The 24,061-nt window shown below is 64.2% G+C and carries 23 protein-coding genes; 13 read left to right on the top strand and 10 right to left on the bottom strand.

What is annotated here, in order from left to right; translation table 11 throughout:
* Positions 1 to 39: 39 nt before the first annotated feature.
* Positions 40 to 846, top strand: a complete 807-nt coding sequence (locus tag V1279_RS35905) for an acyl-CoA thioesterase domain-containing protein (protein WP_334445559.1) — start codon at positions 40 to 42, stop codon at positions 844 to 846.
* A 146-nt stretch (positions 847 to 992) separates the two neighbouring features.
* Here V1279_RS35905 and V1279_RS35900 read toward each other — a convergent pair whose 3' ends face one another.
* Both V1279_RS35900 and V1279_RS35895 read right to left on the bottom strand, forming a co-directional pair.
* Entirely contained in the window at positions 993 to 1,460 is a 468-nt protein-coding gene (locus tag V1279_RS35900; protein WP_334445557.1) for a nuclear transport factor 2 family protein, read from the bottom strand.
* Between the two features lie 70 nt (positions 1,461 to 1,530).
* Complete coding sequence (locus V1279_RS35895) at positions 1,531 to 2,325, bottom strand: alpha/beta hydrolase (protein WP_334445555.1); 795 nt, start codon at positions 2,323 to 2,325, stop codon at positions 1,531 to 1,533.
* A gap of 222 nt (positions 2,326 to 2,547) precedes the next feature.
* Between V1279_RS35895 and infC the strand changes: the two genes are divergently transcribed.
* A complete protein-coding gene (gene infC, locus V1279_RS35890; protein WP_334446733.1) occupies positions 2,548 to 3,087 on the top strand; it encodes a translation initiation factor IF-3 in 540 nt (179 codons plus the stop codon).
* Between the two features lie 158 nt (positions 3,088 to 3,245).
* Here the strand turns inward: infC and V1279_RS35885 are convergent, their stop codons facing one another.
* Positions 3,246 to 3,671 carry a hypothetical protein gene (locus V1279_RS35885; protein WP_334445554.1) on the bottom strand — a complete coding sequence of 142 codons (426 nt, stop codon included), beginning with the start codon at positions 3,669 to 3,671 and terminating at the stop codon, positions 3,246 to 3,248.
* A gap of 264 nt (positions 3,672 to 3,935) precedes the next feature.
* Here V1279_RS35885 and rpmI point away from each other — a divergent pair, with 264 nt between their 5' ends.
* The 5 genes from rpmI (at position 3,936) to V1279_RS35860 (ending at position 9,144) form a co-directional block, all read left to right on the top strand.
* Positions 3,936 to 4,136, top strand: a complete 201-nt coding sequence (gene rpmI / locus V1279_RS35880; protein WP_008539890.1) for a 50S ribosomal protein L35 — start codon at positions 3,936 to 3,938, stop codon at positions 4,134 to 4,136.
* Between the two features lie 77 nt (positions 4,137 to 4,213).
* Positions 4,214 to 4,573 (top strand): 50S ribosomal protein L20, encoded by a 360-nt coding sequence (rplT, locus tag V1279_RS35875; protein WP_334445552.1) that lies wholly within the window; start codon positions 4,214 to 4,216, stop codon positions 4,571 to 4,573.
* Positions 4,574 to 4,772: 199 nt separating this feature from the next.
* Positions 4,773 to 5,855 (top strand): phenylalanine--tRNA ligase subunit alpha, encoded by a 1,083-nt coding sequence (gene pheS / locus V1279_RS35870; RefSeq protein ID WP_334445551.1) that lies wholly within the window; start codon positions 4,773 to 4,775, stop codon positions 5,853 to 5,855.
* A gap of 103 nt (positions 5,856 to 5,958) precedes the next feature.
* Positions 5,959 to 8,367, top strand: a complete 2,409-nt coding sequence (gene pheT, locus V1279_RS35865) for a phenylalanine--tRNA ligase subunit beta (protein WP_334445549.1) — start codon at positions 5,959 to 5,961, stop codon at positions 8,365 to 8,367.
* A gap of 6 nt (positions 8,368 to 8,373) precedes the next feature.
* On the top strand, positions 8,374 to 9,144 hold the full coding sequence (locus tag V1279_RS35860; protein ID WP_334445548.1) for a sulfite exporter TauE/SafE family protein: 771 nt from the start codon (positions 8,374 to 8,376) through the stop codon (positions 9,142 to 9,144).
* On the opposite strand, the gene V1279_RS35855 is transcribed toward V1279_RS35860, so the two are convergent.
* Complete coding sequence (locus V1279_RS35855) at positions 9,141 to 9,809, bottom strand: ATP-binding protein (RefSeq protein ID WP_334445547.1); 669 nt, start codon at positions 9,807 to 9,809, stop codon at positions 9,141 to 9,143. The two genes, V1279_RS35860 and V1279_RS35855, sit on opposite strands and share 4 nt — an antisense overlap.
* Complete coding sequence (locus V1279_RS35850) at positions 9,809 to 11,209, bottom strand: flavin monoamine oxidase family protein (RefSeq protein ID WP_334445545.1); 1,401 nt, start codon at positions 11,207 to 11,209, stop codon at positions 9,809 to 9,811. Before V1279_RS35850 ends, V1279_RS35855 begins: the two co-directional genes overlap by 1 nt.
* 189 nt (positions 11,210 to 11,398) lie before the next feature.
* Here V1279_RS35850 and V1279_RS35845 point away from each other — a divergent pair, with 189 nt between their 5' ends.
* A complete protein-coding gene (locus tag V1279_RS35845) occupies positions 11,399 to 12,418 on the top strand; it encodes a YiiX/YebB-like N1pC/P60 family cysteine hydrolase (RefSeq protein WP_334445544.1) in 1,020 nt (339 codons plus the stop codon).
* A gap of 206 nt (positions 12,419 to 12,624) precedes the next feature.
* Here V1279_RS35845 and V1279_RS35840 read toward each other — a convergent pair whose 3' ends face one another.
* Both V1279_RS35840 and V1279_RS35835 read right to left on the bottom strand, forming a co-directional pair.
* Entirely contained in the window at positions 12,625 to 13,599 is a 975-nt protein-coding gene (locus tag V1279_RS35840; protein WP_334431405.1) for an IS110 family transposase, read from the bottom strand.
* Between the two features lie 304 nt (positions 13,600 to 13,903).
* On the bottom strand, positions 13,904 to 16,054 hold the full coding sequence (locus tag V1279_RS35835) for a TonB-dependent receptor (protein WP_334445542.1): 2,151 nt from the start codon (positions 16,052 to 16,054) through the stop codon (positions 13,904 to 13,906).
* A 183-nt stretch (positions 16,055 to 16,237) separates the two neighbouring features.
* Between V1279_RS35835 and nikR the strand changes: the two genes are divergently transcribed.
* A complete protein-coding gene (nikR, locus tag V1279_RS35830) occupies positions 16,238 to 16,684 on the top strand; it encodes a nickel-responsive transcriptional regulator NikR (RefSeq protein WP_334445540.1) in 447 nt (148 codons plus the stop codon).
* Positions 16,685 to 16,701: 17 nt separating this feature from the next.
* Here the strand turns inward: nikR and V1279_RS35825 are convergent, their stop codons facing one another.
* A complete protein-coding gene (locus V1279_RS35825) occupies positions 16,702 to 16,977 on the bottom strand; it encodes a metal-sensitive transcriptional regulator (RefSeq protein ID WP_334445538.1) in 276 nt (91 codons plus the stop codon).
* A 50-nt stretch (positions 16,978 to 17,027) separates the two neighbouring features.
* Between V1279_RS35825 and V1279_RS35820 the strand changes: the two genes are divergently transcribed.
* On the top strand, positions 17,028 to 19,439 hold the full coding sequence (locus tag V1279_RS35820) for a heavy metal translocating P-type ATPase (RefSeq protein ID WP_334445537.1): 2,412 nt from the start codon (positions 17,028 to 17,030) through the stop codon (positions 19,437 to 19,439).
* Positions 19,440 to 19,635: 196 nt separating this feature from the next.
* On the opposite strand, the gene V1279_RS35815 is transcribed toward V1279_RS35820, so the two are convergent.
* On the bottom strand, positions 19,636 to 20,583 hold the full coding sequence (locus V1279_RS35815) for a hydroxymethylglutaryl-CoA lyase (RefSeq protein WP_334445536.1): 948 nt from the start codon (positions 20,581 to 20,583) through the stop codon (positions 19,636 to 19,638).
* Between the two features lie 116 nt (positions 20,584 to 20,699).
* Here V1279_RS35815 and V1279_RS35810 point away from each other — a divergent pair, with 116 nt between their 5' ends.
* Positions 20,700 to 21,452, top strand: coding sequence for a sulfate transporter family protein (locus tag V1279_RS35810; RefSeq protein ID WP_334445534.1), 753 nt, complete (start codon positions 20,700 to 20,702; stop codon positions 21,450 to 21,452).
* Positions 21,453 to 21,617: 165 nt separating this feature from the next.
* Here V1279_RS35810 and nth read toward each other — a convergent pair whose 3' ends face one another.
* Positions 21,618 to 22,406, bottom strand: a complete 789-nt coding sequence (nth, locus tag V1279_RS35805; protein WP_334446732.1) for an endonuclease III — start codon at positions 22,404 to 22,406, stop codon at positions 21,618 to 21,620.
* A 22-nt stretch (positions 22,407 to 22,428) separates the two neighbouring features.
* On the opposite strand from nth, the gene V1279_RS35800 reads away from it, so the two are divergent.
* Entirely contained in the window at positions 22,429 to 22,950 is a 522-nt protein-coding gene (locus V1279_RS35800; protein ID WP_334445532.1) for a DUF2244 domain-containing protein, read from the top strand.
* A gap of 114 nt (positions 22,951 to 23,064) precedes the next feature.
* Positions 23,065 to 23,961 carry a bifunctional helix-turn-helix domain-containing protein/methylated-DNA--[protein]-cysteine S-methyltransferase gene (locus tag V1279_RS35795; RefSeq protein ID WP_334446730.1) on the top strand — a complete coding sequence of 299 codons (897 nt, stop codon included), beginning with the start codon at positions 23,065 to 23,067 and terminating at the stop codon, positions 23,959 to 23,961.
* The last annotated feature ends 100 nt before the right edge of the window (positions 23,962 to 24,061 follow it).

The raw sequence follows: 24,061 nt of genomic DNA, 5'->3' as shown, positions 1-24,061 counted from the left end.
CGATGACAGACGGAGCGAAATCCGCCATGGTCGCCCGCCATGACAAAAAATCAGCCTTTCTTCACGCATAATCGCGACAGCGACACCTTCATGCCCACGCCGGTTGCGAACGGCCCGTGGGACCCCAATTCCCTGCACGGCCGCGTCGTTGTCGGTCTGCTCGCCCATGTGATCGAGCAGCGCCACGGCTCCGAGGATTTCGTGCCGGCGCGGCTCACCGTCGACATGTTCCGCCTGCCGAACACCACGACGCCGATCGAGGTCACGACCAAACTCGTGCGCGACGGCATGCGGATCAAGGTGGTGGAAGCCGAGTTCTTCAGTGGCGGCACCAGCATGGCGCGCGCGTCCTGCCAGTTATTGCGCAAGACGGAAAACGCGCCGGGTAATGTCTGGTCACCGCCGAACTGGGGCGTGCCGAAGCCGTCGGACATTCCAAGGCCCACCGATCCCAGGCTCGGCATGAACGGCAAATGGACCACGCGGCCGATCATGGGCCACATGGGTTCGCTCGGGCCGCGACGGTTGTGGATGAGCGAGGTGCGCGAACTGGTCGAGGGCGTGCCGATGTCGCCCTTCGTCCACGTCGCTACAGGAGCGGATTTTGCCAGCCCCTTCGCCAACGCCGGCGACCAGGGGCTCGGCTACATCAACAGCGACGTCACGCTGTATCTGCACCGGCTTCCGGTCACGCCATGGGTTGGCTTCGAGGTGGTCAACCACCACGCCACCGATGGCATCGCGATCGGCGAATGCTGGCTCTATGACGAGCAGGGACCGATCGGGACGTCCACGGTGGCAGCGCTCGCGCAGCGCAAATCGATGACCAACGTGCCGCCGCCGTAGACCTCCCCCGTCATTGCGAGGAGCGAAGCGAGGAAGTAATCCATCGTCCCGCATATGCCGAACCATGGATTGCTTCGCGGAGCCTGTCATCGGGCGGCGCTTCGCGCCGACCCGTTGGCTCGCAATGACGGTGGAGCGATGGGCGCTTAGGCCAGATGCCGCTTCATCTCCGGCCGCGCCTTGAGCGCCGCGCCCTGTTTCGCAACAATCTTGGCGATGCGTTCCGACGCAAATTTGAGATCGACGAAAGCCGGCGCGGTATTGGCGACCTCGTGGTACTCCGCGATCTTGCCGTCGCGCAGCTGCATGATCGCGACGCCCTCGAACATCGCCCGCGCGCCCTCGGCCTCCGGCAGCGTCGATCGATAGCTGAAAGTATAGCGCGCATAGAGCGTGTGGCCGTCGGTTACGGGCGCGTGCATGTCCCAGCGGAAATCGGTGGCCGTGCGGTAGAACCAGTCGTCGATCAATTCGGCGATTTTGGCGCGGCCTGTGAAGGTGCCGTAGAACACGTCGTGATAGACGCCGTCTTCCGTGAACAGTTCCGCGAAAGCCTTACCGTTGCGCTGCTCGACGGCGTCGCAGAACGCGCGGAGCATGGTGGATGGGTTCATGACGGCTTCTCCCTTCACGACGGCCTGCCCTCTTCCTTCCCTTCTCCCCGGGGAGAAGGGAAGAAAGGACTCACCCAATCTCCGCCACGGCCGCGATGATCCTTGCGATGTCCTGCGGGCGCGACAGGCGGTGGTCGCCGTCCTGGATCATGGTCAGCACCACGTCCTCGGCCGGCAGCCGGTGCGCCAGCGCAAAGGCGTGCTGCCAGGGCACGTCGGGATCCTGCGCGCCCTGCAGGATGCGCACAGGACATCCGACGTCGATGGCGCTACCGAGCAGGAGATGGTTGCGGCCCTCCTCGATCAGCGCGCGCGTGATCGGATAGGGCGTGCAGTCGTCATACTCCGACGGCCGCATCCACACGCCATTGGTCCTGATCTCCTCGCGGATCTCGTCGGAGAAACTGTTCCACATCAATTGCTCCGTGAAATCAGGCGCCGGTGCGATCAGCACCAGCCCGGCGAGCGTCGCCTGCTTCGCCTCGCGCTGTGCGATCGCGCGCGCCAGTAGCAGCGCCATCCAGCCGCCCATCGACGAGCCGATCACGACCTGCGGTCCCCGGCAGAACTGCTCGAACACCGCCTCGCTCTCTTCGAGCCAGCGTCCGATGGTGCCATCGATGAAAGCGCCGCCTGATTCGCCATGGCCGGAATAATCGAACCTAATACAGGCGCGGCCATGTTCCGCGGCCCAGGCGTCCAGCGCCAGCGCCTTGGTGCCCCGCATGTCGGAATTGAAGCCACTGAGCCACAACAGCCCGGGCCCGCTGCCGGCACGGGCGCGGATGGCGATCCGGCGGCCGCCACTGCCCTCCCCCACCTCGATAAAGGCCGGTTCCTGGTCGATTGTCGCTGAATTGGTCATGGATCTGTCACTCTTGCCCACCGCTTTGTCCGTGAGCACGCTTCATCGGTCAAGCGCGACCGCCCAGCGCTTGCGGATCGGGCCGCCGCTCTATATTTGCCGGACGTGACCGAAATGCCTCGCATTTGACGGTTTTCGGGCGCAGACCGCGAGTTCGCTTGCTGTCTTCAGCGTATTGCTTCAAACTACGGCCCTTCCTTTCACAACTTTGGAGAGTTACCCATTCGCCGTCCCAACAGAGCCCCGCCCGCTGCAACCAAAGACGGGCCGCGCACCAATGATGAAATCCGCAACGCACAGATCCAGCTGATCGATCAGACCGGCCTCAACCATGGAACGGTCGAGACCGTGCTCGCCGTCAAGATGGCCCTCGAAGCGGGCATGGATCTCGTCGAGATTTCGCCGAACAACAATCCTCCCGTTTGCAAGATCATGGACTACGGGAAGTTCAAGTATTCGGCGCAGAAGAAGGCCGCCGAAGCTCGCAAGAAACAGAAGGTCGTCGAGATCAAGGAGATCAAGCTGCGGCCGATGATCGACGATCACGATTACGACGTGAAGATGCGCGCGATGCAGCGGTTCTTCGAAGAAGGCGACAAGGTCAAGATCACCTTGCGCTACCGTGGCCGCGAAATGGCGCACCAGGAGATCGGCACCAAGCTTTTGGACAAGGTCAAGGCCGACGTCGCCGAGTTCGCCAAGGTCGAACAGGACGCGCGGTTCGAGGGACGCCAGGTCGTGATGGTGCTGGCGCCGCGCTGATTTGAAATACAGAAATTAAGAGCGGCCCGTCGGACAATCCGGCGGGCCGCTTCTCTTTTCGTAGCCCGGATGGAGCGCAGCGCAATCCGGGACTGCTCGACCCGCGTACACCGCCCCGGATTTCGCTTCGTTACATCCGGGCTACGGGCTCACGCGAACTAGCTCCGCGTAGCCTGCCAGGTGCCGCTGCAGCGGTCGCCGGTGATGATGCCGCGCCAGGCGCCGGCGCCACTGGCGCCGACGAGCCGGCCGCCGCCACTCGCCTTGGAAGCCCCAACCGAAACTTTGACCGCAACCGCCCCGGCACGATTGACCGATCCCGAAACCCTGCCGCCGCCGGCCGACAAGACGCGATTCCCGACGACCGTGAAGGGCACGCTATAGCCGGAACTGCAATTACCCCGCGCGGTGGCGAAGACCACGTTCCAGGTGCCGTCATAGGCCCCGGCCCTGCGGCGGGTCGCAGCGTCGGCGGAAGGCGGCACCGCTATCGCGGCGAATACGGCAAGGATCGGGAGCCAGCTCAGGGTACGCCGGCTGGGAAGAGCGGAAGAACGAGCAATCGGTCGATGAAAACGGGTCATTTTCTTCCTGTTCCGGGCTCAGATATTAACGACATCAGCGATTAGGTAGCAGCACGGCCTTCCGCGGTTCATCATTGCCAATGGGCGCTTCCTCTGCCATAAGCCCGACCTTCATCGCCCGGCTGATCAAGGGCTGCCGTGTCGATGTCCGTGCGGGTTGATTCCTTTTCGAAGAAACCTGAGCACTTTCAACGCTCTAACGAGCATTTTAAGCCGCAAAAGCGCCTTTCGGGCGCATTTTTCTGTGGCCGATAGGAGAGCCAAATGCCCAAGCTGAAGACCAAGTCAGGCGCTAAAAAGCGCTTCAAGGTGACTGCCACCGGCAAAGTAATGCACGCCCAGCGCGGCAAGCGCCACGGCATGATCAAGCGGACCAAGAAGCAGATTCGTCAGCTCCGCGGCACCCGCGTGCTGTTCAAGACCGACGGCGACAACGTCAAGAAGTACTTCTTGCCGAACGCCTGATCGCGCTCGCATTCCGCTAAAGCCGGCCGCGTCCGCGCGGCGATCCATCACCGATTTAAAATTCAAGGATAGCAGTCATGTCTCGCGTCAAACGCGGTGTGACCTCTCACGCCAGGCACAAGAAAGTCTACAAGGCCGCCAAGGGTTTCCGCGGCCGCCGCAAGAACACCATCCGCGCTGCGAAAGCCGCCGTCGAGAAGGCCGGGCAATACGCCTTCCGCGACCGCAAGCGCAAGAAGCGCACCTTCCGCGCGCTCTGGATCCAGCGCATCAATGCCGCGGTGCGTCCGTTCGGCATGACCTACAGCGTCTTCATCAACGGTCTCGCCAAGTCGGGCATCACGGTCGACCGCAAGGTGCTGTCGGATCTCGCCATCACCGAGCCGGTGGCGTTCCAGGCGATCGCCGAGAAGGCCAAGGCCGCGCTCGCGGCGTGAGCCGTCGCCCCTCGACCCTACTGCGAAGTTTTTGAGGGCGTCATGGCCGGGTAAAAGCGCGAAGCGCGTCTTCGCGCTAGATGTCCCGGCCATCCACGTCTTCCCTCTCGCGAACGCTGTAAGACGTGGATGCCCGGGACAAGCCCGGGCATGACGGGCTAGGAGCGCCGGCTTAGCATCCTAGTCAGCAAGGATTGCCATGACCGACCTCGCCACACTTGAACAAACCATTCTCGCCGATATCGCAGCCGCCGGCGACGAAGCCGCGCTTGAAGCCGTGCGCGTCGCAGCGCTTGGCAAGAAGGGCTCGATCTCCGCATTGCTCGCCACCCTCGGCAAGATGTCGCCCGACGAACGGAAGACGCAGGGCGCCGCGATCAATCTCGCCAAGGACAAGGTTACGCAGGCGCTCACCGCCCGCCGCGACATCCTGAAATCAGACGCGCTTGACGCCCGCCTTGCCTCCGAGACCATCGACGTCACGCTGCCGCTGCGCGAGGCGCCCGCGGAAGCCGGCCGCATCCATCCGCTGAGCCAGGTCTTCGAGGAGGTCAACACGATCTTCGCCGACATGGGATTTGCGATCGCCGAAGGTCCCGACGTCGAGACCGACGATTACAACTTCACCAAGCTGAACTTCCCCGAGGGACATCCGGCGCGGGAGATGCACGACACGTTCTTCTTCAACCCGAAGGAAGATGGTTCGCGCATGCTGTTGCGCACGCATACGTCGCCGGTACAGGTGCGCACGATGTTGTCGCAGAAGCCGCCGATCCGCGTGGTCTGCCCGGGCCGCACCTATCGCATCGATTCCGATGCGACGCACACGCCGCAGTTCCATCAGGTCGAGGGCCTCGTCATCGACAAGGGCTCGCATCTCGGCCACCTCAAATGGATCCTGCACGAGTTCTGCAAGGCGTTCTTCGAGGTCGACCACATCAACATGCGGTTCCGTCCGTCGTTCTTCCCGTTCACCGAGCCCTCGCTCGAAGTCGACATCCAGTGCCGGCGCGACAAGGGCGAGATCCGTTTCGGCGAAGGCGAGGACTGGCTGGAGATTCTCGGCTGCGGCATGGTGCATCCGAACGTGCTGCGCGCCTGCGGCATCGATCCTGATGTCTACCAGGGCTTTGCCTGGGGCATGGGTATCGACCGCATTGCGATGCTGAAATACGGCATGTCAGACCTGCGCCAACTGTTCGACAGCGATGTGCGCTGGCTCTCGCATTACGGCTTCAAGCCGCTCGATGTCCCGACGCTCGCGGGGGGATTGAGCACGTGAGCCTCGCCGAGACTGCCGTCGCGAAGAGAGCCCCCACCCTGACCCGCTTTCGCCGAGGTTTCGGCGGACAAGCGCGGGAGAGCGGACAAGAGAAGCAGAGACCATGAAATTCACGCTCTCCTGGCTGAAGGAACATCTCGATACCGACGAGCCGCTGGAAAAGCTGGCCGACAAGCTCACCATGATCGGGCTCGAGGTCGAGAACATCGAGGACAAGGCAAAGGCGCTGGCGCCGTTTTCCATCGCGCGGGTGATCTCGGCCGAGCAGCATCCGAATGCGGATCGCCTGCGGGTGTGCATGGTCGACACCGGCAACGGGGCTGCGCCGGTGCAGGTGGTCTGCGGGGCGCCGAATGCGCGCGCTGGCCTCGTCAGCGTGTTCTCAGCCCCCGGCACCTTCATCCCCGGCAAGAACATCACGCTCGGCGTCGGCACCATCCGGGGCGTCGAGAGCCGCGGCATGCTGTGCTCGGCGGCCGAACTGCAGATTTCCGAAGACCATGACGGCATCATGGAGCTGCCGGCGGACGCCCCGATCGGCAAGGGCTATGCCGAATGGGCAGGCCTCGGCGATCCCGTGCTCGAAATCAATTTGACGCCGAACCGCCAGGATTGCACCGGCGTGCACGGCATCGCGCGCGACCTTTCCGCTGCCGATATGGGCAAGCTGATCGATCCCGGCATCAAACCGATCAAGGGTGAATTCCCCTGCCCGGTGAAGGTGACGGTGGAAGACGCGACGCTCTGTCCGGGCTTCGCGCTGCGGCTGGTGCGCGGCGTCAAGAACGGCCCGTCGCCGGAGTGGCTGCAGAAGCGGCTGACCTCGATCGGCTTGCGGCCGATCAACGCGCTGGTCGACATCACCAACTTCATGACCTACGACCGCGCCCGGCCCTTGCACGTGTTCGACGCGAAGAAGGTGAACGGCAATCTCACGGTACGGCGCGCGAAGGACGGCGAGAGCCTGCTGGCGCTCGACGGGCGCACCTACACGCTTGATTCCGCGATCTGCGTGATCGCGGACGAGCACGGCGTCGAATCGCTGGCCGGCATCATGGGCGGCGAGACTTCCGGCTGCGACGAGAACACGTCAGACGTGCTGATCGAATCGGCGCTGTGGAACGAGATCAACATCGCGCAGACCGGCCGCAAGCTCGGCATCAATTCGGATGCGCGCTACCGCTTCGAGCGCGGCGTCGATCCGGCCTTCATGGTGCCGGGGCTGGAGCTTGCGACGAAACTGGTGATGGAGCTTTGTGGCGGCACGCCGTCGGAGACCGTGGTGGTCGGCAAGGCCTTCGGCGACGACCGCATCATCGATTTCCCGCTGAGCGAGGTCAAACGCCTGGCGGGAATCGAGGTGCCGCTGGTCGAGATGCGGCGCATCCTCAGCCATCTCGGCTTCATGGTCGCCGGCAGCGGCCCGGTGGTGAAGGTCGCTGTCCCCTCATGGCGCACCGATGTGCACGGCAAGGCCGACATCGTCGAGGAGATCGTGCGCATCGTCGGCGTCGACAAGGTGCCGATGACGCCGTTCGAGCGCGGCGACGACGCCCGCAAGCCGGTCCTGACCACGATCCAGCTCCGCAACCGCCGCGCCAAGCGCGCGCTGGCTGCGCGCGGCATGGTGGAAGCCGTGACCTGGTCGTTCATTTCCAAACCGCATGCCGAACTGTTCGGCGGCGGCCAGGCCGAACTCGCGCTCGCCAACCCGATCGCCGCCGACCTCTCCGACATGCGGCCGAGCCTGTTGCCGGGCCTCGTCGCGGCGGCGCAGGCCAACGCCAACCGCGGCTATCAGGACGTCGCACTGTTCGAGGTCGGGCAGATATTCAAGGGCGACAAGCCCGAGAACCAGTTCGTCGCGGCCTCAGGCGTGCGCCACGGCTTTGCGTCCTCGAACGGCATGGGACGGCACTGGTCCGGGTCCATCCAGACGAATGCGCTCGACGCCAAGGCCGACGCATTCGCCGTGCTCGCGGCCGCCGGCGCACCGATGCAGGCACTGCAGGTCGTGCCGGGCGGCGCGAGCTGGCTGCATCCGGGCCGCTCCGGCACCATCCAGATCGGCCCGCAGAACGTGCTGGGCTATTTCGGCGAGCTGCATCCGCGCACGCTGGAAGCGCTCGGCGCCGACGGCCCCTTGGTGGCGTTCGAAGTCGTCCTCGACCGCATTCCCGACGCCAAGAAGAAGCCGACCCGCGCCAGGCCGCTGCTCGAACTCTCCGCATTCCAGCCGGTGTCGCGCGACTTTGCCTTCATCGTCGATCGCGGCGTGAAGGCCGGCGACATCGTGCGATCGGCGCAGAACGTCGACAAGAAGCTGATATCAGACGTGACGGTGTTCGACGTCTACGAAGGCAAGGGCATCGACCCCGACAAGAAGTCGGTCGCGATTGCCGTGACGATCCAGCCGCACGAGAAGACGCTGACCGATCAGGAGATCGACGCAGTGGCGGCGAAGATCGTGGCCGAGGTGACGAAGAAGACCGGTGGCACGTTGCGGGGATGATGCCGCATGAACCCTGCGGCGCTCATTCCGGCTGAAATCGGCATCAACGCAGCAATCGCGATCTGCGCGGTCGCTTTCGTTTCCGGAACGGCGCGGGGTTTTTCCGGGTTCGGCTCGGCACTAATCTTCATGCCACTCGCCAGTTCGATCGCTGACCCGCGGCTGGTGGCCGCGCTGCTCCTGATCATCGATTTCGTCGCCGCCGCACCGTTGCTGCCGAATGCGTGGCAAAAGGCCGACCGCAGGGCGACCGCCATTATGGTGTTCGGCGCGCTGATCGGCGTCCCGATCGGCACCTATTTCCTCAGCCGCCTCGAACCGGTGACGACGCGCTGGATCATTTCCGCCTTCGTCTTCGCGCTGCTGCTGTTGTTGCTGTCGGGCTGGCGCTACCGCGGCAAGGACCACGCGGCGGTCTCGGTCGGCATCGGCGGACTGTCAGGCTTTTGCAGCGGCCTGGCCCAGACCGGCGGGCCGCCGATCGTCGGCTACTGGCTTGGCCGGCCCATCGCCTCCGTCATTGCGCGCGCCAATATCGTGCTGTTCTTCGGCGCGTCGGATATCTTTTCCGCCATCAGCTACACCGCGACCGGACTGATCACGCTGGACGCGATCAAGTTCGCGCTCGTCGTCGGCCCGGTCTATGGCATCGGCGTCTGGTTCGGCGCCTCGCTATTCGGCAAGGCCAGTGAAACCGTATTCCGCGCGATCTGCTACGCGCTGATCGCCGCGGCGGTCATCTTCGGATTGCCGGCGCTGGATGGCGTGCTGCGCTAACCCATCATCAGATCGCAATACGCATAACCATCGCGCTCGACGCGTTCACCGGTCTTCACCGCAAGCCGCCGCGAAAACATCGGCCCGGCCACCACGCAGGTGTGAAACTCACCGTTCTCGCCGCAGGCGTCGACGCCCTCGGGCAAATCGGCCAACAGCGTCGCATCGAATTTTCGGCCTGCAAATTCCGCTGACAGCCTTTTCAGATCGACAGTGGCGAGATGCGCTTCGAGTCCGCTCGCAATCATCGCCTGCGCCAGCTCTGCCGTCGGCCGCTCCCACAGTGGAAACACCGGCGCGATGCCGGTGCCTGCCAGCTTCTGTTCGCGATAGGCGCGGATATCAGCGAGAAACAAATCGCCGAAGATCATGTGCGTGATGCCGCAGGCCACGGCCTGCGCGACCGCCTCGCCCATCCGCGCCTCATAAATCTCGTTCGGACAGGGATAGGGAATCGGCACGATCCGCTGCGGCAGGCCGGCGGCTTCGCATTGCGCCCGCAGTATTTCCTGCCGCACGCCATGGATCGAGACCCGGCCGAACGTCTCGGTCACCGTGGTCAGCGCGCCGACCACATCGAATTCGCCCGCGCGCATCACCTCATGCAATGCGAAGGCAGAATCCTTGCCGCTCGACCAGGAGATCAGTGCTTTCGGACGCGGCATCAGTCGATCGGGGATGCCGACGTGCGCCGCCGTGTTTTCGCGGGCCGCGGCGGCGGCTCAGGATCCTTCAGCGCACCGATCCTCCGCAACGCCGCCTCGGCGGCACGCTCACCGCTTTCCCAGGCGCCGTCGACCGTGCCCCACAGCGTTTCATGGGTCGCCTCGCCGGCGAGATACATGCAGCCGATCGGATCGGTCAAAACCTTGCGCGACGACTGTCCGCCGGGACCGGCCGCCGACATCGCGCCGAGCGCGAACGGAGCGGCGTTCCAGCGCGTCGCGCTCGATTTCTTCACGGCCGCTGCCGCCTCGCTGCCGAACAGTTTCGTCAACCATTCCACCGCGAACGCCAGCATGGCCTTCTCGCCCTGCGCGGAAAGATCGCGGCCGAACGAGCCGGCGACGTCGACCGTGCAGAGCGACGAGCCGCCCATGTTGGCGAATATCAGCGCCGTCTTGGTCGAATTGCTCTGCTCGATGATGACGTCGTCGCGGGCGAGGCCGAGCGGATTGCCCGGCATCTGCAGCGCGATCCGGTCGTAGCTGCCGAGGCTCAGTTTCGAAGCTGCGTCGAGCATGCGCTTCGGAATATCCGGTGCGAACTTGATATTGCCTGCGGCCAGCACGTTGCTCGACACCGTGATCACGGCAGCGCGCGCGGCGATCTTGCCCGCTGGCGTTTCCACGCTGACGTCGCGGTTGCTCCAGACAATGCGATTGGCCGGCGTCGACAGTGACACCGGCACCTGCTCCCCCAGCTTCGCAATTAGCGTGCCGAGCCCCTCGCGGCAGGCGATCGCGGAGTTGCGATCCTGCGCGCGGGACTTGTCGCCGACGGAGAGGTCTTTCAAGTCCTTGCCCGAGAAGCCGGCGCCCAGCACGAACTCGGCCGTGCCGGCCCAGTCGCCGAGATCCTTCGGCAGCACAGAGGCGCAGGAGACATCGAACCGCCGCGCGGCTTCGTCGATGGCGCGGTTGGCACGCACCAGGGCTGCGAGAAATTCCTCGGTCTCGCCGGCGCGGGCGTTGCGGCGGCCGATGCGGATCTTCTGGCCCGACGGCGCCGTCGTGATCTCGAGGCCCGCGGCGCGCGCCAGCTTGATCATCGGATTGGTCTCGGGATTGTGCATCCAGCGCGCGCCGCGATCGAACGGCACCTCGAAGCTCGAGGTGTCGGTCTGGCAGCGGCCGCCGATCTGGTTTGCCGCATCCACCACGATCACCTTGCGGTTCGCCGCCATGATCCGCCGCGCCGCAGCAATGCCGGCCGCGCCTGCACCGATCACGACGATGTCGGCTTCCCGCGGCAAGGGCGCTGCTGCCGCACGCAGCCCGGAAAAAGCCGGAACAGCCGCCAGGCCTGCGGACGCCGACAGGAAGGTGCGGCGAGTCATTGTCATGTCATGGTTTCCGGGGCCTGAAAGAACCGAGAACAGCTAGCGAACTGTGCCGCATCTCACGTGACGCAGCAACACTCATGGTAAATCAATCATGATTGATCCGTTTGGCGCATGAACTAAATTGAAACGGCTTGCGACCATGATAAGGAAACAAAAAAAGCGGAAGAAAAGCCGCCCTGGGGGAGTTTTATGGGCGTAATGCTCGACACCATCGGCCAGTTGATTGCGGGCTACCTGCAGAAGGAAGTCCCGGGCTATGAGCCGTTCACCCCCAGCGACCCCGAGCATCTGCGCGGTGTCATCGAGCCCGGCGATGTCCTGCTTGTCGAGGGCAACAACCGCATCTCCGGCATCATCAAATACCTCACGCAATCCACCTGGTCGCACGGCGCGCTCTATGTCGGCCCGGTCGATGGCGCTTGCGAGCCCGACGGCGAGCCGCATGTGCTGATCGAGGCCAATATCGGCGAAGGCGTGACCTCGGCGCCGCTATCGAAATATTTTCCCTATCACACCCGCGTCTGCCGCCCGATCGGCCTGTCCTACGAGGACCGCACCACGGTGTGCCGCTACGCCATCAACCGGATCGGCTTCGGCTACGACACCAAGAATATCGTCGACCTGATGCGCTTTCTGATCCCGCTGCCGGTGCCACAGCGCTGGCGCCGACGCATGATCGCGTTCGGGTCCGGCGATCCCACAAAAATCATCTGCTCGGCATTGATCGCGCAGGCGTTCGACGCGGTACGCTATCCGATCCTGCCCAAGATTACCCGCGCCGCCTCGCGAAAGGCCCGGCGCGAAATCCTGCATATCCGCGATTCCTCACTCTACATGCCGCGCGATTTCGACATCTCGCCCTATTTCGAAATCGTCAAACCCACCATCGTGCACGGCTTCGACTACACGGCCCTGCACTGGGCCGACAAGCAGAAGCCGCTCCAGGAGGTAGCGGGCGAATTCGGTGTGTTTCCAGAGGTCAAGTCGCCGCCGCTTGTTCCTGAAGAGATTGACGAAGAGACGCCGCTTCCGGCTGCGGCTGAAGAAGTGACCGTTGAAAAAGTGACAATTGAAGAAGTGACTTGCGAAACGACGATGATCGAACGCGTCACCGTGTCGGAACATTATCTCGCCGTCGAATACGTCCCGGTCCGCCCGCCCGAGCGCCGCATGAAGCCGCGCAACACGACGCCGGAAATGGTGGCGTAGAAGCGGATCGTAGCAACCATTAAAGCTTCACCCGATCGCCGGTGAGGCTGACGCCGTGCTCACCGCCGTCAAGGCGTGGCCTGACGACAGCGTGGCGGTGGAGGGAGCAGAGCGACGGCCATCCTTGACGGCGTCTGCGCGCGACGTCGTCGGAGCGGCAGGTCGGGACGAAGAAACGGTGCTGCGGTCGAACCAAGAAACCGAATTCATCCGGTCCGGGCGATTACGGCGGTTGGAGGCGGTTCATCTTGCCACAGCGTGCCGCGGGCCACGACGGTGTTGACGAAGATGAGCAGCTTCCTGGCGCAGGCGATGAGGCAGCGCTTGTGTTCTTTTCCGGCGGCCTTCAGCCGCTTGTAAAGAGCGATAAGCTGCGGGTTCCAGCGAAAGGATGCCGGCAGCGCGGCGGTATAGAGCGCCCGGCGCAGCCTCTTGCGCCCGCCGTCGATGTGACGAGCGCCGACTTGCTCGCCGCTGTCATCGTCATAGGGCGCGAGCCCGGCGAGGGCTGCGGCTTGCTCGCGGCTGAGCTGGCCGATCTCGGGCATGCGCACCAGGATCGCGACTGCGGTCGGCAGCCCGGCGCCGCCGACGCTGTAGATCAGGTCGAGCCGCTGGGCGAGGTCGCGATGCTCGCGGATCGCGGCCACCAGAGCCTTGAGTTCGACCCTCGCCCGCTTGGCCAGGCGGGCGATCTCTTCCTTCCAGACCTTCTGGATACGCGGATCTCGGCAGGTCTCGAGCCGGTTCTTGTACAGTTTAATATCCTCGCCGATCTGCTCGATCAACGTCAGGTGTTCGGCAAAAGGCTGCAGCCGGGGATCGGGGGCGGGATGGATCTTCTTGACCGCAGCAGTGCAGGCCGCGATCAGCGCGGCATCGATCTTGTCGTTCTTGGCTCGCTGCAAGTGGAACTTGGCGTAGGCACGCACCTGCGCCGGCTGAAACACCACCACGACAAACCGCTTGCGTCGCAACTCGACGACGACCGCTTGTTCATAGCCGCCGCTCGCCTCGATCCCAATGCGCTTGACCTTGTGGCGCCGCAGCCACTCCAATAGCACCTTGTGACCTTCCGCCGTGTTCTCGACCTGCAACTGCTCGCAGTTGCCATCGATTGCCACGTCGAGCTTCCGTTTGCCGGTATCGATCCCGGCACAGACTGTGATACGCTTAGCCATCTTCGTCGACCCTCCCTTGTGAATGCGAACCTAAAGTTCGTTCAACCATCCGGGTCCCGATGAAGTGCCGACCGCGATCTTGCTACGACAGACAGCCCTCAAGGCTTCGGTGGGCATCGATCCGATCGATCGGCGGCCCAGCCCGGGTGGCCACCCAGGCTGGGCCATTCCTCACGGAACGACGCAAGTATAATCTGGTGCGCTAATACAAGGGTGGGCAAAGCGAAGCGTGCCCACCATTTCAAGCCAACAATCCGGATAAATGGTGGGCACGGCGCAAGCGCGCACCTTTGCCCATCCTACTTCAGAACCTCCCCGCTAGCGTCAGCCTCACCGCCAGCGGCTCTGCCGGATGGATATGGCGGTCGGCAACGCCGCCGATCGGCTCGCCTGGCAACCGCGACAGATAGTAATATTCAATCTGGTTGGTTTTCGCGTTGAAGAGATTGAGCACGTCGAGTTGCAGCCGCAAGCCGTTGTCGAATTTGTAACCCGCGCGCGCATTGAAGATCAGCGATGACTGCGAGCGGACGCTGTCGTCCCCGATCAGGGGACGTGGGCCGAAATAGCGGCCACGCAAGGCGCCGAACCAGCCGGTCTCACGGCCGAACGTCACGCCACCGCTCGCCACCCACGCCGGCGCGCCGGGGATGAAATTGCCTGCGGGGTCAAAATCGGTGAAGCGGGCGCGCGTATAGGCGACGTCGAGATCAAGCCGCATCCATGGCAGCACCTGGTACTGGTTGGTCCACTCGACACCGACGCGCCGGCTCGGCCGGCTGGCTTCGGTGGTGCCGGCGTCGCCGACGAACAGCAATTCCGAGTCGAAATTCAGCACGAACACCGCGAGCGAACTGGTGAGACCTTCGATCGCCTTGGTGCGAACGCCAATCTCGGCGCCCTTCGATCGAACCAGCAGCGGCACGCGATCCTGCGGCGTTACCTTGTCGATCGGATCGACCGTGATCGTCGCGCCTCTGATGTCGTTGGAGTGCAGGCCGTAGCCGGCATTGCCGTAGAATTCGGTCCGGTACCACGGCCCCAGCACAAATCCGGCCTTGGGGCTCGTCAGCGACGCCTGTGCGTTGCCGGAATTCTCGGGCGTGTCGCTGAGAACCTTTCCCGCAAAATAGTCCTCGCGGATGCCGACCGTGGTGCGCAGCCAGTCGGTCCAGCGTGCCGTCGTGTCGGCCCACAGGCCGACATTGCCTTCCCTGACGCTGTCTTCGCGCACGGTCGAGAGCGTCTCGCGCTGCAACGTCTTCAACAAGCCGACACGGATATCGTCGCCGCGGGTCTGCAACCCGACGCGGGTCTGGGTTTCGATGCCGCCCACGCGCACATCGAAAGCGTGGCTGGCGTTGAGACCATAGACCGTGCGCCGGTCCATCTGGCTGAACTGATCGCCATTGACGGGATCGTCGAGAAAATAGGTGAAATTATTGTAGAGCCGCAGCGACGAGTTGATCACGTAGGTGTTGATCTTGCTCTGTCCGTATTTGCTCGATTGCGCCCAGTTGCTCGACAGCGAGAACCGGCTCGCGACGCCGCCATCGGTCGGATCGAGCGACCCGAACCGGCCGATCAGGCCCTGGTCGATGGCGCGCTGCGCCACCTGATCGGTCGAATTCCAGCCGCTGGAATAGGCCATCGCCGACAGCGTGTATCCGTCGGTGGCGGTGCCCTGGCTATAGCGCAGCACGCCGTTGAGCTTGCGCACATTGTCAGGCACGTCCCACGGACCGTTATACCCAACGCCCTCGAAGGCAGCGAGCAGCGTGCCCGCGCCAACCGCTGTCGAACCCGCCGCCAGCGCGCGGCGATAGCCAAAGCTGCCGAACGTCAGTTCGGCAATGTTCTTCGGCAGTCTGTTGACATAGTCGATGGCAACCGCACCTGCGGACGCGAAGTCGCCCTGGTCGGCGAAGTACGGTCCTTTACGAACATTGATCGATTGCACCAGCTCCGGAATCAGGAAGTTGATATCGGCATAGCCCTGCCCGTGGCCGTGGGTCGGCATGTTGACCGGCATGCCGTCAACGCTGATGGCCAGATCAGTGCCGTGGTCCAGGTTGAAGCCGCGCAGAAAATACTGGTTGGCTTTGCCCTCGCCGGAATGCTGGGTGACGATCAACCCCGGCACCACCTCCAACGCTTCGCCGACGCGCGAGAAAGGCCGGGCGTTCACCTCCGCGCCGCTGATGGTCATGGCGCTGGCGGCGGTCGGCTGGAGATATGCCGGCCCTGCGGTCGCGGACGCCGACGTCACACCGTCGCTGACTTGCGGCGGAACCGACGCGTCCGGTTGAACCGCGGATGGATTTCGCACGATTCGCTCACGGCGCGGCGGCTTGGTCCGGTTGCGCGGCCGCGTTTCGGGAGGGCTCACCGTCACAGCGGGGAGCTGGCCGGGCGCGACAGCCGCGACACTCTGGGCGTCGGCTGATGGCGCCATGACAATCAGCGATGCGGTGGCGGAAAATATTCGCCAAACGACCCTACGCAACGCCATGCCCCCGCACGATAATTGCTACAGTCGACGTGCGACCGTATCGACTTAACCCCGGCGCTTCACGCTAGCAAGCGCAGTATGATGATACAATCGAAATATCATACTGCGTCAGGACGGAAATTTGGGATGCAACGGATCACCATCACCATCGAAGACGAGTTGCTCGCCGAGATCGACGCGGCAGCGGAAGCCCGCGGCTATCAGAACCGCTCCGAGATCATCCGCGATCTCGCCCGCGCCGGGCTGCAGCAGAGCGCGGAGGATACAGCTCCGTCAGGGCAATGCGTGGCCGCACTGGTCTATGTCTACGATCACGCCGCGCGGGATCTATCAAAACGGCTGGTGCAGAATTTTCACGGCCACCACGATCTGTCGCTGGCGACGCTGCACGTCCATCTCGACGATGACAGTTGCATGGAGGTCACGGCGCTGAAGGGCGCCAGCGGCGAGGTCCGGCACTTTGCCGACCACATCATCGCCGAGCGCGGCGTGCGCTATGGCCGCGTGGTGATGATCCCGACGGGATCCGACAAGAAGCCGAAGGCGCGCAAGCACGGCCACCGGCACGATTAGGATCACGCAGCAGGCGGCTACCTGTCGGAGCGGCCGATCACGGCCATCAGTTCCGCGATCTTTTCGCGTTGGTCGGCCTTGCTACCGCTGGAGATCGCATGTTCGACGCAATGCGACACGTGATCCCGCAGCACTTCCTCCTCGACGCGCCGCAGCGCGGCCCGCACAGCTGAAATCTGCGTGACGATATCGATGCAGTAGCGGTCCTCTTCCACCATCTTGGACAGGCCGCGGACCTGGCCCTCGATCCGGCTGAGACGTTTCTGACAGGATGCCTTGATGTCTTTTCGCATGGGTCTTATATACCCCTACAGGGTATATGTTACAAGCGCCGGAGCGAACGATGAACAAGAATGAAAACGCCGACCGAAACGGCGCGTCAAGGGGTGCCTGCTGCGACGGCGATAGCCACGCCGGCCACGACCACACCAGTCACAGCCATCACGATCGTCACGCCCACACCGCTGCAACCGTCCGCGACCCCGTCTGCGGCATGACCGTGAACCCCACGACCAGCAAGCACCGCTTCGACTATCGCGGCGAGACCTTCCATTTCTGCTCGGCCGGCTGCCGGACCAAATTCGCCGCCGATCCCGCCTCATACCTGGAAAAGGACAGCAAGCCGAAGGCCGCGGTGCCGGAAGGCACGATCTACACTTGCCCGATGCATCCGGAGATTCGCCAGGTCGGTGCGGGAAGCTGCCCGATCTGCGGCATGGCGCTGGAGCCGGAGGTCGCGAGCCTCGATGCGCCGCCCAATCCGGAACTCGCCGACATGACGCGCCGGTTCTGGGTCGGCCTCGTGCTCGCGCTGCCCGCGGTCGTCCTCGAAATGGGCGGCCATCTTGTCGGCGGCCATGGCTGGGTTGATCCGACGCTGTCGAACTGGATCCAGTTCGCCTTCGCCACACCCGTCGTGCTCTGGGCCGGCTGGCCGTTCTTCGTGCGCGGCTGGCAATCGCTCGTCGCGCGCAACCTCAACATGTTCACGCTGATCGCGATGGGCACCGGTGTGGCGTATGCCTACAGCGCCATCGGCACGGTGGCGCCAGGAATCTTTCCGGCAACCTTCCGCAGCCATGGCGGCGCGGTTTCAGTGTACTTCGAGGCGGCCGCGATGATCACCGTACTCGTGCTGCTCGGTCAGGTGCTCGAACTCCGCGCACGCGAAGCAACCTCGGGCGCGATCAAGGCGCTGCTCCAGCTCGCGCCAAAGACCGCGCGCCGCATCGGCGACGATGGCGCCGATCACGAGGTGGAAATTGACACGCTCGCGGTCGGCGACAGACTGCGGGTGCGGCCGGGCGAGAAAGTGCCGGTCGATGGCATCATTCTCGAAGGCCGCTCCTCGCTCGATGAATCGCTGGTAACAGGCGAATCCATGCCCGTCACCAGGGAGTCAGGCAGCAAGGTCATATCAGGTACGCTCAACCAGTCCGGCGGGTTCGTGATGCGCGCCGAGAAGGTCGGGCGCGACACGCTGCTTTCGCAGATCGTCAAGATGGTGGCGGATGCCCAGCGTTCTCGCGCGCCGATCCAGCGGCTGGCCGATCAGGTTTCCGGCTGGTTCGTGCCAGTCGTTATCGTCGTGGCGCTGATCGCGTTCGGCGCCTGGGCCTGGTTTGGGCCGGAGCCGCGCATGGCGTTCGGCATGGTCGCTGCCGTCGGCGTGCTCATCATCGCCTGTCCTTGTGCGCTCGGCCTCGCCACGCCGATGTCGATCATGGTCGGCGTCGGGCGCGGCGCGCAGGCCGGCGTGCTGATCAAGAACGCCGAAGCGCTCGAGCGCATGGAGAAGGTCGACACCCTGGTAGTCGACAAGACTGGCACGCTCACCGAAGGCAAGCCGAAGGTGATCGCTATCGTTCCGGCAGACGGATTTGAGGAAGGCGACATTCTGCGGCTGGCGGCCAGCGTCGAGCGCGCCAGCGAACATCCGCTGGCGGACGCCGTCGTGCGGGCGGCCGGGGAGCGCAATCTCGATCTCGGCAAGGTCGACGAATTCGACTCGCCGACCGGCAAGGGCGCCACCGGCAAGGTCGACGGTAAGACCATCGCGCTCGGTAATGCGAACTTCCTGCAATCGCTCGGCATCGAAACCGGCGCGCTCGACGAACAGGGCGAGCGCCTGCGCGGCGATGGCGCCACCGTCATCAACATCGCCATCGACGGCAAGCTCGCAGGGTTGTTCGCGATTGCCGATCCCGTGAAGCCATCGACACCGGATGCGCTGAAGGCGCTGGCGGCGGAAGGCATCAAGGTCATCATGCTCACGGGTGACAACAGGACCACGGCGAACGCCGTCGCGCGCAGCCTTGGCATTGCGGACGTCGAGGCGGAAGTGCTGCCCGATCAGAAGAGTGCGGTGGTGGCAAAACTGCAGAAGGCCGGAAGGATCGTCGCGATGGCCGGTGACGGCGTCAACGACGCACCGGCGCTCGCCGCCGCCGAAGTCGGCATCGCCATGGGCACCGGCACGGATGTCGCGATGGAAAGCGCCGGCATCACCCTCTTGAAGGGCGATCTCGTCGGCATCGTCCGCGCGCGCCGCCTGTCGCAGGCAACCATGAGCAATATCCGGCAGAACCTGTTCTTCGCCTTCATCTACAACGCTGCCGGCATCCCGATCGCCGCGGGCATTCTCTATCCGGCATTCGGCCTGCTGCTGTCGCCGATCATCGCTGCCGCGGCGATGGCACTGTCGTCCGTGAGCGTTGTCGGCAATGCGCTGCGGTTGCGGGTGACGCGGCTGTAGGTCGCCGCCCCGCGTTCCCCGGATGCTGCGCAGCGCCATCAGCGCGTTCACGCGCGTCTTCGACGCACTATGGTTTGCGGCGTGATGCGCTGCTGATCCGGGGTCCATCCACCTTGCATGTGGGTCCCGGCTCTGCGGCGCATCGCCGAAGAGGCGCTGCACCGCGTCCGGGACACGAAAGGGCATGAGACGCCCATCACGCGGCCCTGGCCGCCGTGCCGCGCGGTAATCCGGCGCGCGCCAGCCCGCCATAGAGCGCTTCTCCAGGCATTTCCGATTTCAGGATCTTGCGCACCGCGATCAGTTTCTCGATATCGATGCCCGTCTTGAACCCCTTGCTCCCGCACAGAAACACCAGATCCTCGAACACGACATTGCCGGTGGCGCCCGGCGCGAACGGGCAGCCGCCGAGACCGCCGAGCGATCCATCCAGCACGCGCGCGCCGGCATCGAGCGCGGCGGAGGCGTTGGCGATGCCCATGCCCCTTGTATCGTGCAGATGAATGCAGATCGGCTTTGAACCTGCTATCTTCACCGCCGCCGCAGTCAATTCCCCGACCTGCTTCGGCCCGGCGTACCCGACCGTGTCGGCAATTGCGACCATGTCGACGCCGGCCTCGAACAGCTTTTCCGTCAGCCGCAACACTTCCTTCGGATCGACTGCCCCAACGATCGAACAGCCCAGCGCCATCGAGATCGCGGAGTTCACCACCGGTCTGTGTGCGCTGGCGTCACGCAACTCGCAGAGCCGCTTGACGTTGGCGATGGCCGACTCGCGCGAGCGGTTGGCGTTGGCCTGGCTGTGCTCCTCGGTGGCCGAGACCACCGCCGCCACCTCGGCGACACCGGAGGCCAACGCTTCGTTGACGCCGCGTTCGTTCAGCGTCAGCGCGATGCCGTAGGCACCGGGCAGCGAGGCCACGGTCCCAATGATGTCGCGCACGTCGGCGAATTGCGGAAACGTCTTTGCCGGCAGAAACGAGCCGACCTCGAAGTGCCGCACGCCGGCGGCATATTCGTCACGGATCCAGCGCTGCTTCGCTTCCGTCGACGGAAATTTCTTCACGAGCTGCAGGCCGTCGCGCAAGCCGACCTCGCGCAGAACGATTTTGTTGTCGGGATAGAGCTCCTGGACACGGGTCATGGCAGCCTCTTGTTTTTAACGGCAGTCTTGTTTCCCCGGGGGCCGGCAGGCTCTTGTCGAAACCCTTGGGGGTATCTACCTCTCGCAAGGGCTTTTTCACAAGAGGCAAGACCGCCATGTTGGACGCCGCCGTCAAGGCGATTTCGCAGATCCTGTCGCCGCCGATGCGGACCATACTGTGGCGCTCGATCGCCCTGGCGCTGGTGCTGGTTGCGGTGCTGGCCATCGGCTTGCAGCGCGCGTTGAGCTGGTTCGCCGAGTACGGCGAAGTCTGGGCCGAGGCGATGCTGGGGCCGGGCTTCCACACGACGCTCAACATCCTTTCCTGGATCATCTCGATCGCGGCCGGGCTCGGCGTTGTCCTCGGCGGCATTTTCCTGATGCCGGCGGTCACCTCGCTGATCGCGAGCGTGTTCGTCGACGACGTCGCCGAGCACGTCGAGCGCAAACATTATCCGGCTGAGCGTCCCGGGGATGCGCTGCCGCTCGGTGTCGCGATTCCGGAAGGAATCAAGACGGCGCTGCTGACGATCCTGGTCTATTTGATCGCGCTGCCCTTCGTGCTGTTCGCGGGCGCGGGCTTTCTGATTTTCTTCGTCGCCACCGCGTGGCTCCTGGGTCGCGAATATTTCGAACTCGCCGCGATGCGTTTCCGCTCGCCGGCGGAAGCCAAAACGATGCGCAAGGACAATGCGGCCACTGTCTTCACCGCGGGCCTGTTCATCGCAGCCTTCGTGTCGATTCCGATCGTCAACCTGGCGACACCCTTGTTCGGCATGGCCTTCATGGTCCACATGCACAAACGGCTGTCCGGCCCGAGGCCGGAGCTGATTGAGCCGGCGCGGAAAACGGGAATGCCGGTGGTGTGATGGGGTTGGCGTTCCCCGGATGCTGCGCAGCGCACTCGGGATCGCGCTTCGCGCGACTCCGGCGGTGCGCTGCTGATCCGGGGTCCACGATTGCCGTCCGTGGGTCCCGGCTCTGCGGTGCACCGTGAAGACACGCTGCATCGCGTCCGGGACACACCGCGCCCGCTAAACCGTCTTTTCCGGCCAGCGGCAGAGATCGTTGATCAGGCACACCTCACAGCGCGGCGTGCGGGCGAGGCAGGTGTAGCGCCCGTGCAGGATCAGCCAGTGATGGGCGTGCAGCATGAATTCCGGCGGAATCACCTTCTCCAGCCCCAGTTCGACCTCGATCGGGGTGTTGCCGGGCGCCAGCCCCGTGCGGTTGCCGACGCGGAACACATGGGTGTCCACCGCCATGGTGTGCTCGCCATAGGCCATGTTGAGCACGACGTTGGCGGTCTTGCGCCCGGCGCCGGGCAGCGTCTCGATCTCGGCCCGCGTGCGCGGCACCTCGCCGCCGAATTCGGCGATCAGTTTTTCCGACAGTGCTATGACGTTCCTGGCCTTGTTGCGATAGAGCCCGATGGTCTTGATGTACTCGCGCACTTTCTCTTCGCCGAGCTCAAGCATCCTCTCCGGCGTATCGGCGACCGCAAACAGAGCGCGCGTCGCCTTGTTGACGCCGGCATCCGTTGCCTGCGCCGACAGCACCACGGCGACCAGCAGCGTATAGGGGTTGAGATGTTCGAGCTCGCCCTTCGGCTCCGGATTGGCTTTGCGAAACCGGCTGAACACCTCGTGGACCTCGGCCGGTGTCCAAGGTTTCGGATTTAGAGGTTTTGGCTTTGGGGACTTTGGCCTGGTTGATTTCTTCGCAGGCTTCGGCAGCGCCTTGGCGGCCTTCTTTGCCGGCTTCTTCGGCGCGGATGGAACGCTGGGCTTTTTGGCTCTGAGAGAGCGGATGATTTTGGCCATGATCGGGATATACTGATACGCGATGACCGCAGGCAACGACTTTGATCCGGCGCTTGACCAGCCGACGCTGTTTTCGGCGCGGGTGACGCCGCATCGCTCACTCAATCGAACCGGCTTTTTGGTGCTGATGGCGTTCATCAGCGCGGTGAGCTTTGTCGCCGGCATCGCATTTTTGCTGATGGGTGCCTGGCCGGTGCTCGGCTTGTTCGGCCTCGATGTGCTGGTGATCTACTGGGCGTTCCGGATCAATTTCCGCAGCGCTGCAGCCACCGAGGACATCGTGATGACGCCTTCGGAATTGCGCGTGCGCCGGGTCAGCCATCGCGGCGACGTCATGGAATGGACGCTCAATCCGCTCTGGGTGCAGCTCGAGCAGACAGGCGACCCTGAATTTGGCATCGAGCGGCTCTATCTGGTCTCCCGGGGCCGGCGCGTCTCGATCGGCTACTTTCTGGGACCTGACGAAAAGGCTAGTTTTGCCAAAGCCTTATTGGCCGCGTTGCAAATCGCCAAGCGCGGTATCACGTACAATCCGGTCGCGTAGGCTCTCTTTCTTGACGCGTTTTCTTCACGCGAACCGGTTCCCACTTCGCTCGAAAACGCTACGTTGTCGGAAATCGGGTGGTTTGGACCGCGCATGAGCCCTAAATCAGACCCCATGATGATATCAGCCATACATGACCAGCGCCTGGCCAAGCCGGGCCATCAGGCCGCCGCGCTGCGCGATTACGACTCGGTGCGCCGCGCCATCGCTTTCATCTCCGAGCACTGGCGCACGCAGCCGACCATCGAGGCGATGGCGGATGCCGCCGCCGTGACGCCGGATGAACTGCACCATCTGTTCCGCCGCTGGGCCTCGCTGACGCCGAAGGCTTTCATGCAGGCGCTGACGCTCGATCACGCCAAGGGCCTGCTGCGCGATTCCGCCAGCGTGCTCGATGCCGCGCTCGACTCAGGCCTGTCGGGCCCGGGCCGGCTGCATGATCTGTTCGTCACCCATGAAGCGATGTCGCCGGGCGAATGGAAGAACGGCGGCGCCGGCATGACGCTGCGCTACGGTTTCCACGCTTGCCCATTCGGCACCGCGATCGTGATCGCGAGCGACCGCGGGCTGGCAGGGCTTGCCTTCGCCGATCCCGGCGAGGAGCCGATGGCGTTTGCCGACATGAAGCGGCGCTCGCCGAACGCGACCTATGTCGAGGACCACGACGGCACGACAGCTCTCGCGCAACGCATCTTCGATACGCGGCTGTGGCGGCCGGACCAGCCCCTCCGCGTGGTCCTGATCGGCACCGATTTCGAGGTGCGGGTGTGGGAGACGCTGCTGAAGATCCCGATGGGCCGCGCGGTCTGCTATTCCGACATCGCCAACAAGATCAAAAACCCGAAGGCATCGCGCGCCGTCGGCGCCGCGGTCGGCCGCAACCCGGTGTCATTCGTGGTGCCCTGCCACCGCGCGCTCGGCAAGGGCGGCGCGCTGACCGGCTACCACTGGGGCATCACGCGCAAGCAGGCGATGCTGGGCTGGGAAGCAGGGCAGGTCGGGCTTCACTGACAGCGCTCGCCGCGCAGTCGGGATTCCACTTGGCATCGGAACATCTCCCGCGAGCAGGCGGTGCTTTCCCGGGAAGCAAGCAGGCAGCCTAACTCATTGC

The sequence above is a fragment of the Bradyrhizobium sp. AZCC 1610 genome, from assembly GCF_036924515.1.
Lineage (GTDB): Bacteria > Pseudomonadota > Alphaproteobacteria > Rhizobiales > Xanthobacteraceae > Bradyrhizobium.
This window is presented reverse-complemented; position numbering and strand designations above follow the sequence as displayed.

Excerpts from the sequence above, each read along its gene's own strand:
- V1279_RS35815 (WP_334445536.1), bottom strand. The coding sequence starts at position 20,583 with ATGACCCGTGTCCAGGAGCTCTATCCCGACAACAAAATCGTTCTGCGC.
- nikR (WP_334445540.1), top strand. The coding sequence starts at position 16,238 with ATGCAACGGATCACCATCACCATCGAAGACGAGTTGCTCGCCGAGATC.
- V1279_RS35795 (WP_334446730.1), top strand. The coding sequence starts at position 23,065 with ATGATGATATCAGCCATACATGACCAGCGCCTGGCCAAGCCGGGCCAT.
- V1279_RS35885 (WP_334445554.1), bottom strand. The coding sequence starts at position 3,671 with ATGACCCGTTTTCATCGACCGATTGCTCGTTCTTCCGCTCTTCCCAGC.
- rplT (WP_334445552.1), top strand. The coding sequence starts at position 4,214 with ATGTCTCGCGTCAAACGCGGTGTGACCTCTCACGCCAGGCACAAGAAA.
- V1279_RS35840 (WP_334431405.1), bottom strand. The coding sequence starts at position 13,599 with ATGGCTAAGCGTATCACAGTCTGTGCCGGGATCGATACCGGCAAACGG.
- V1279_RS35855 (WP_334445547.1), bottom strand. The coding sequence starts at position 9,809 with ATGCCGCGTCCGAAAGCACTGATCTCCTGGTCGAGCGGCAAGGATTCT.
- V1279_RS35860 (WP_334445548.1), top strand. The coding sequence starts at position 8,374 with ATGAACCCTGCGGCGCTCATTCCGGCTGAAATCGGCATCAACGCAGCA.
- V1279_RS35825 (WP_334445538.1), bottom strand. The coding sequence starts at position 16,977 with ATGCGAAAAGACATCAAGGCATCCTGTCAGAAACGTCTCAGCCGGATC.
- V1279_RS35820 (WP_334445537.1), top strand. The coding sequence starts at position 17,028 with ATGAACAAGAATGAAAACGCCGACCGAAACGGCGCGTCAAGGGGTGCC.
- V1279_RS35850 (WP_334445545.1), bottom strand. The coding sequence starts at position 11,209 with ATGACAATGACTCGCCGCACCTTCCTGTCGGCGTCCGCAGGCCTGGCG.
- V1279_RS35900 (WP_334445557.1), bottom strand. The coding sequence starts at position 1,460 with ATGAACCCATCCACCATGCTCCGCGCGTTCTGCGACGCCGTCGAGCAG.
- V1279_RS35845 (WP_334445544.1), top strand. The coding sequence starts at position 11,399 with ATGGGCGTAATGCTCGACACCATCGGCCAGTTGATTGCGGGCTACCTG.
- V1279_RS35905 (WP_334445559.1), top strand. The coding sequence starts at position 40 with ATGACAAAAAATCAGCCTTTCTTCACGCATAATCGCGACAGCGACACC.
- pheS (WP_334445551.1), top strand. The coding sequence starts at position 4,773 with ATGACCGACCTCGCCACACTTGAACAAACCATTCTCGCCGATATCGCA.
- V1279_RS35800 (WP_334445532.1), top strand. The coding sequence starts at position 22,429 with ATGACCGCAGGCAACGACTTTGATCCGGCGCTTGACCAGCCGACGCTG.
- V1279_RS35895 (WP_334445555.1), bottom strand. The coding sequence starts at position 2,325 with ATGACCAATTCAGCGACAATCGACCAGGAACCGGCCTTTATCGAGGTG.
- V1279_RS35835 (WP_334445542.1), bottom strand. The coding sequence starts at position 16,054 with ATGGCGCCATCAGCCGACGCCCAGAGTGTCGCGGCTGTCGCGCCCGGC.
- rpmI (WP_008539890.1), top strand. The coding sequence starts at position 3,936 with ATGCCCAAGCTGAAGACCAAGTCAGGCGCTAAAAAGCGCTTCAAGGTG.
- V1279_RS35810 (WP_334445534.1), top strand. The coding sequence starts at position 20,700 with ATGTTGGACGCCGCCGTCAAGGCGATTTCGCAGATCCTGTCGCCGCCG.
- pheT (WP_334445549.1), top strand. The coding sequence starts at position 5,959 with ATGAAATTCACGCTCTCCTGGCTGAAGGAACATCTCGATACCGACGAG.
- nth (WP_334446732.1), bottom strand. The coding sequence starts at position 22,406 with ATGGCCAAAATCATCCGCTCTCTCAGAGCCAAAAAGCCCAGCGTTCCA.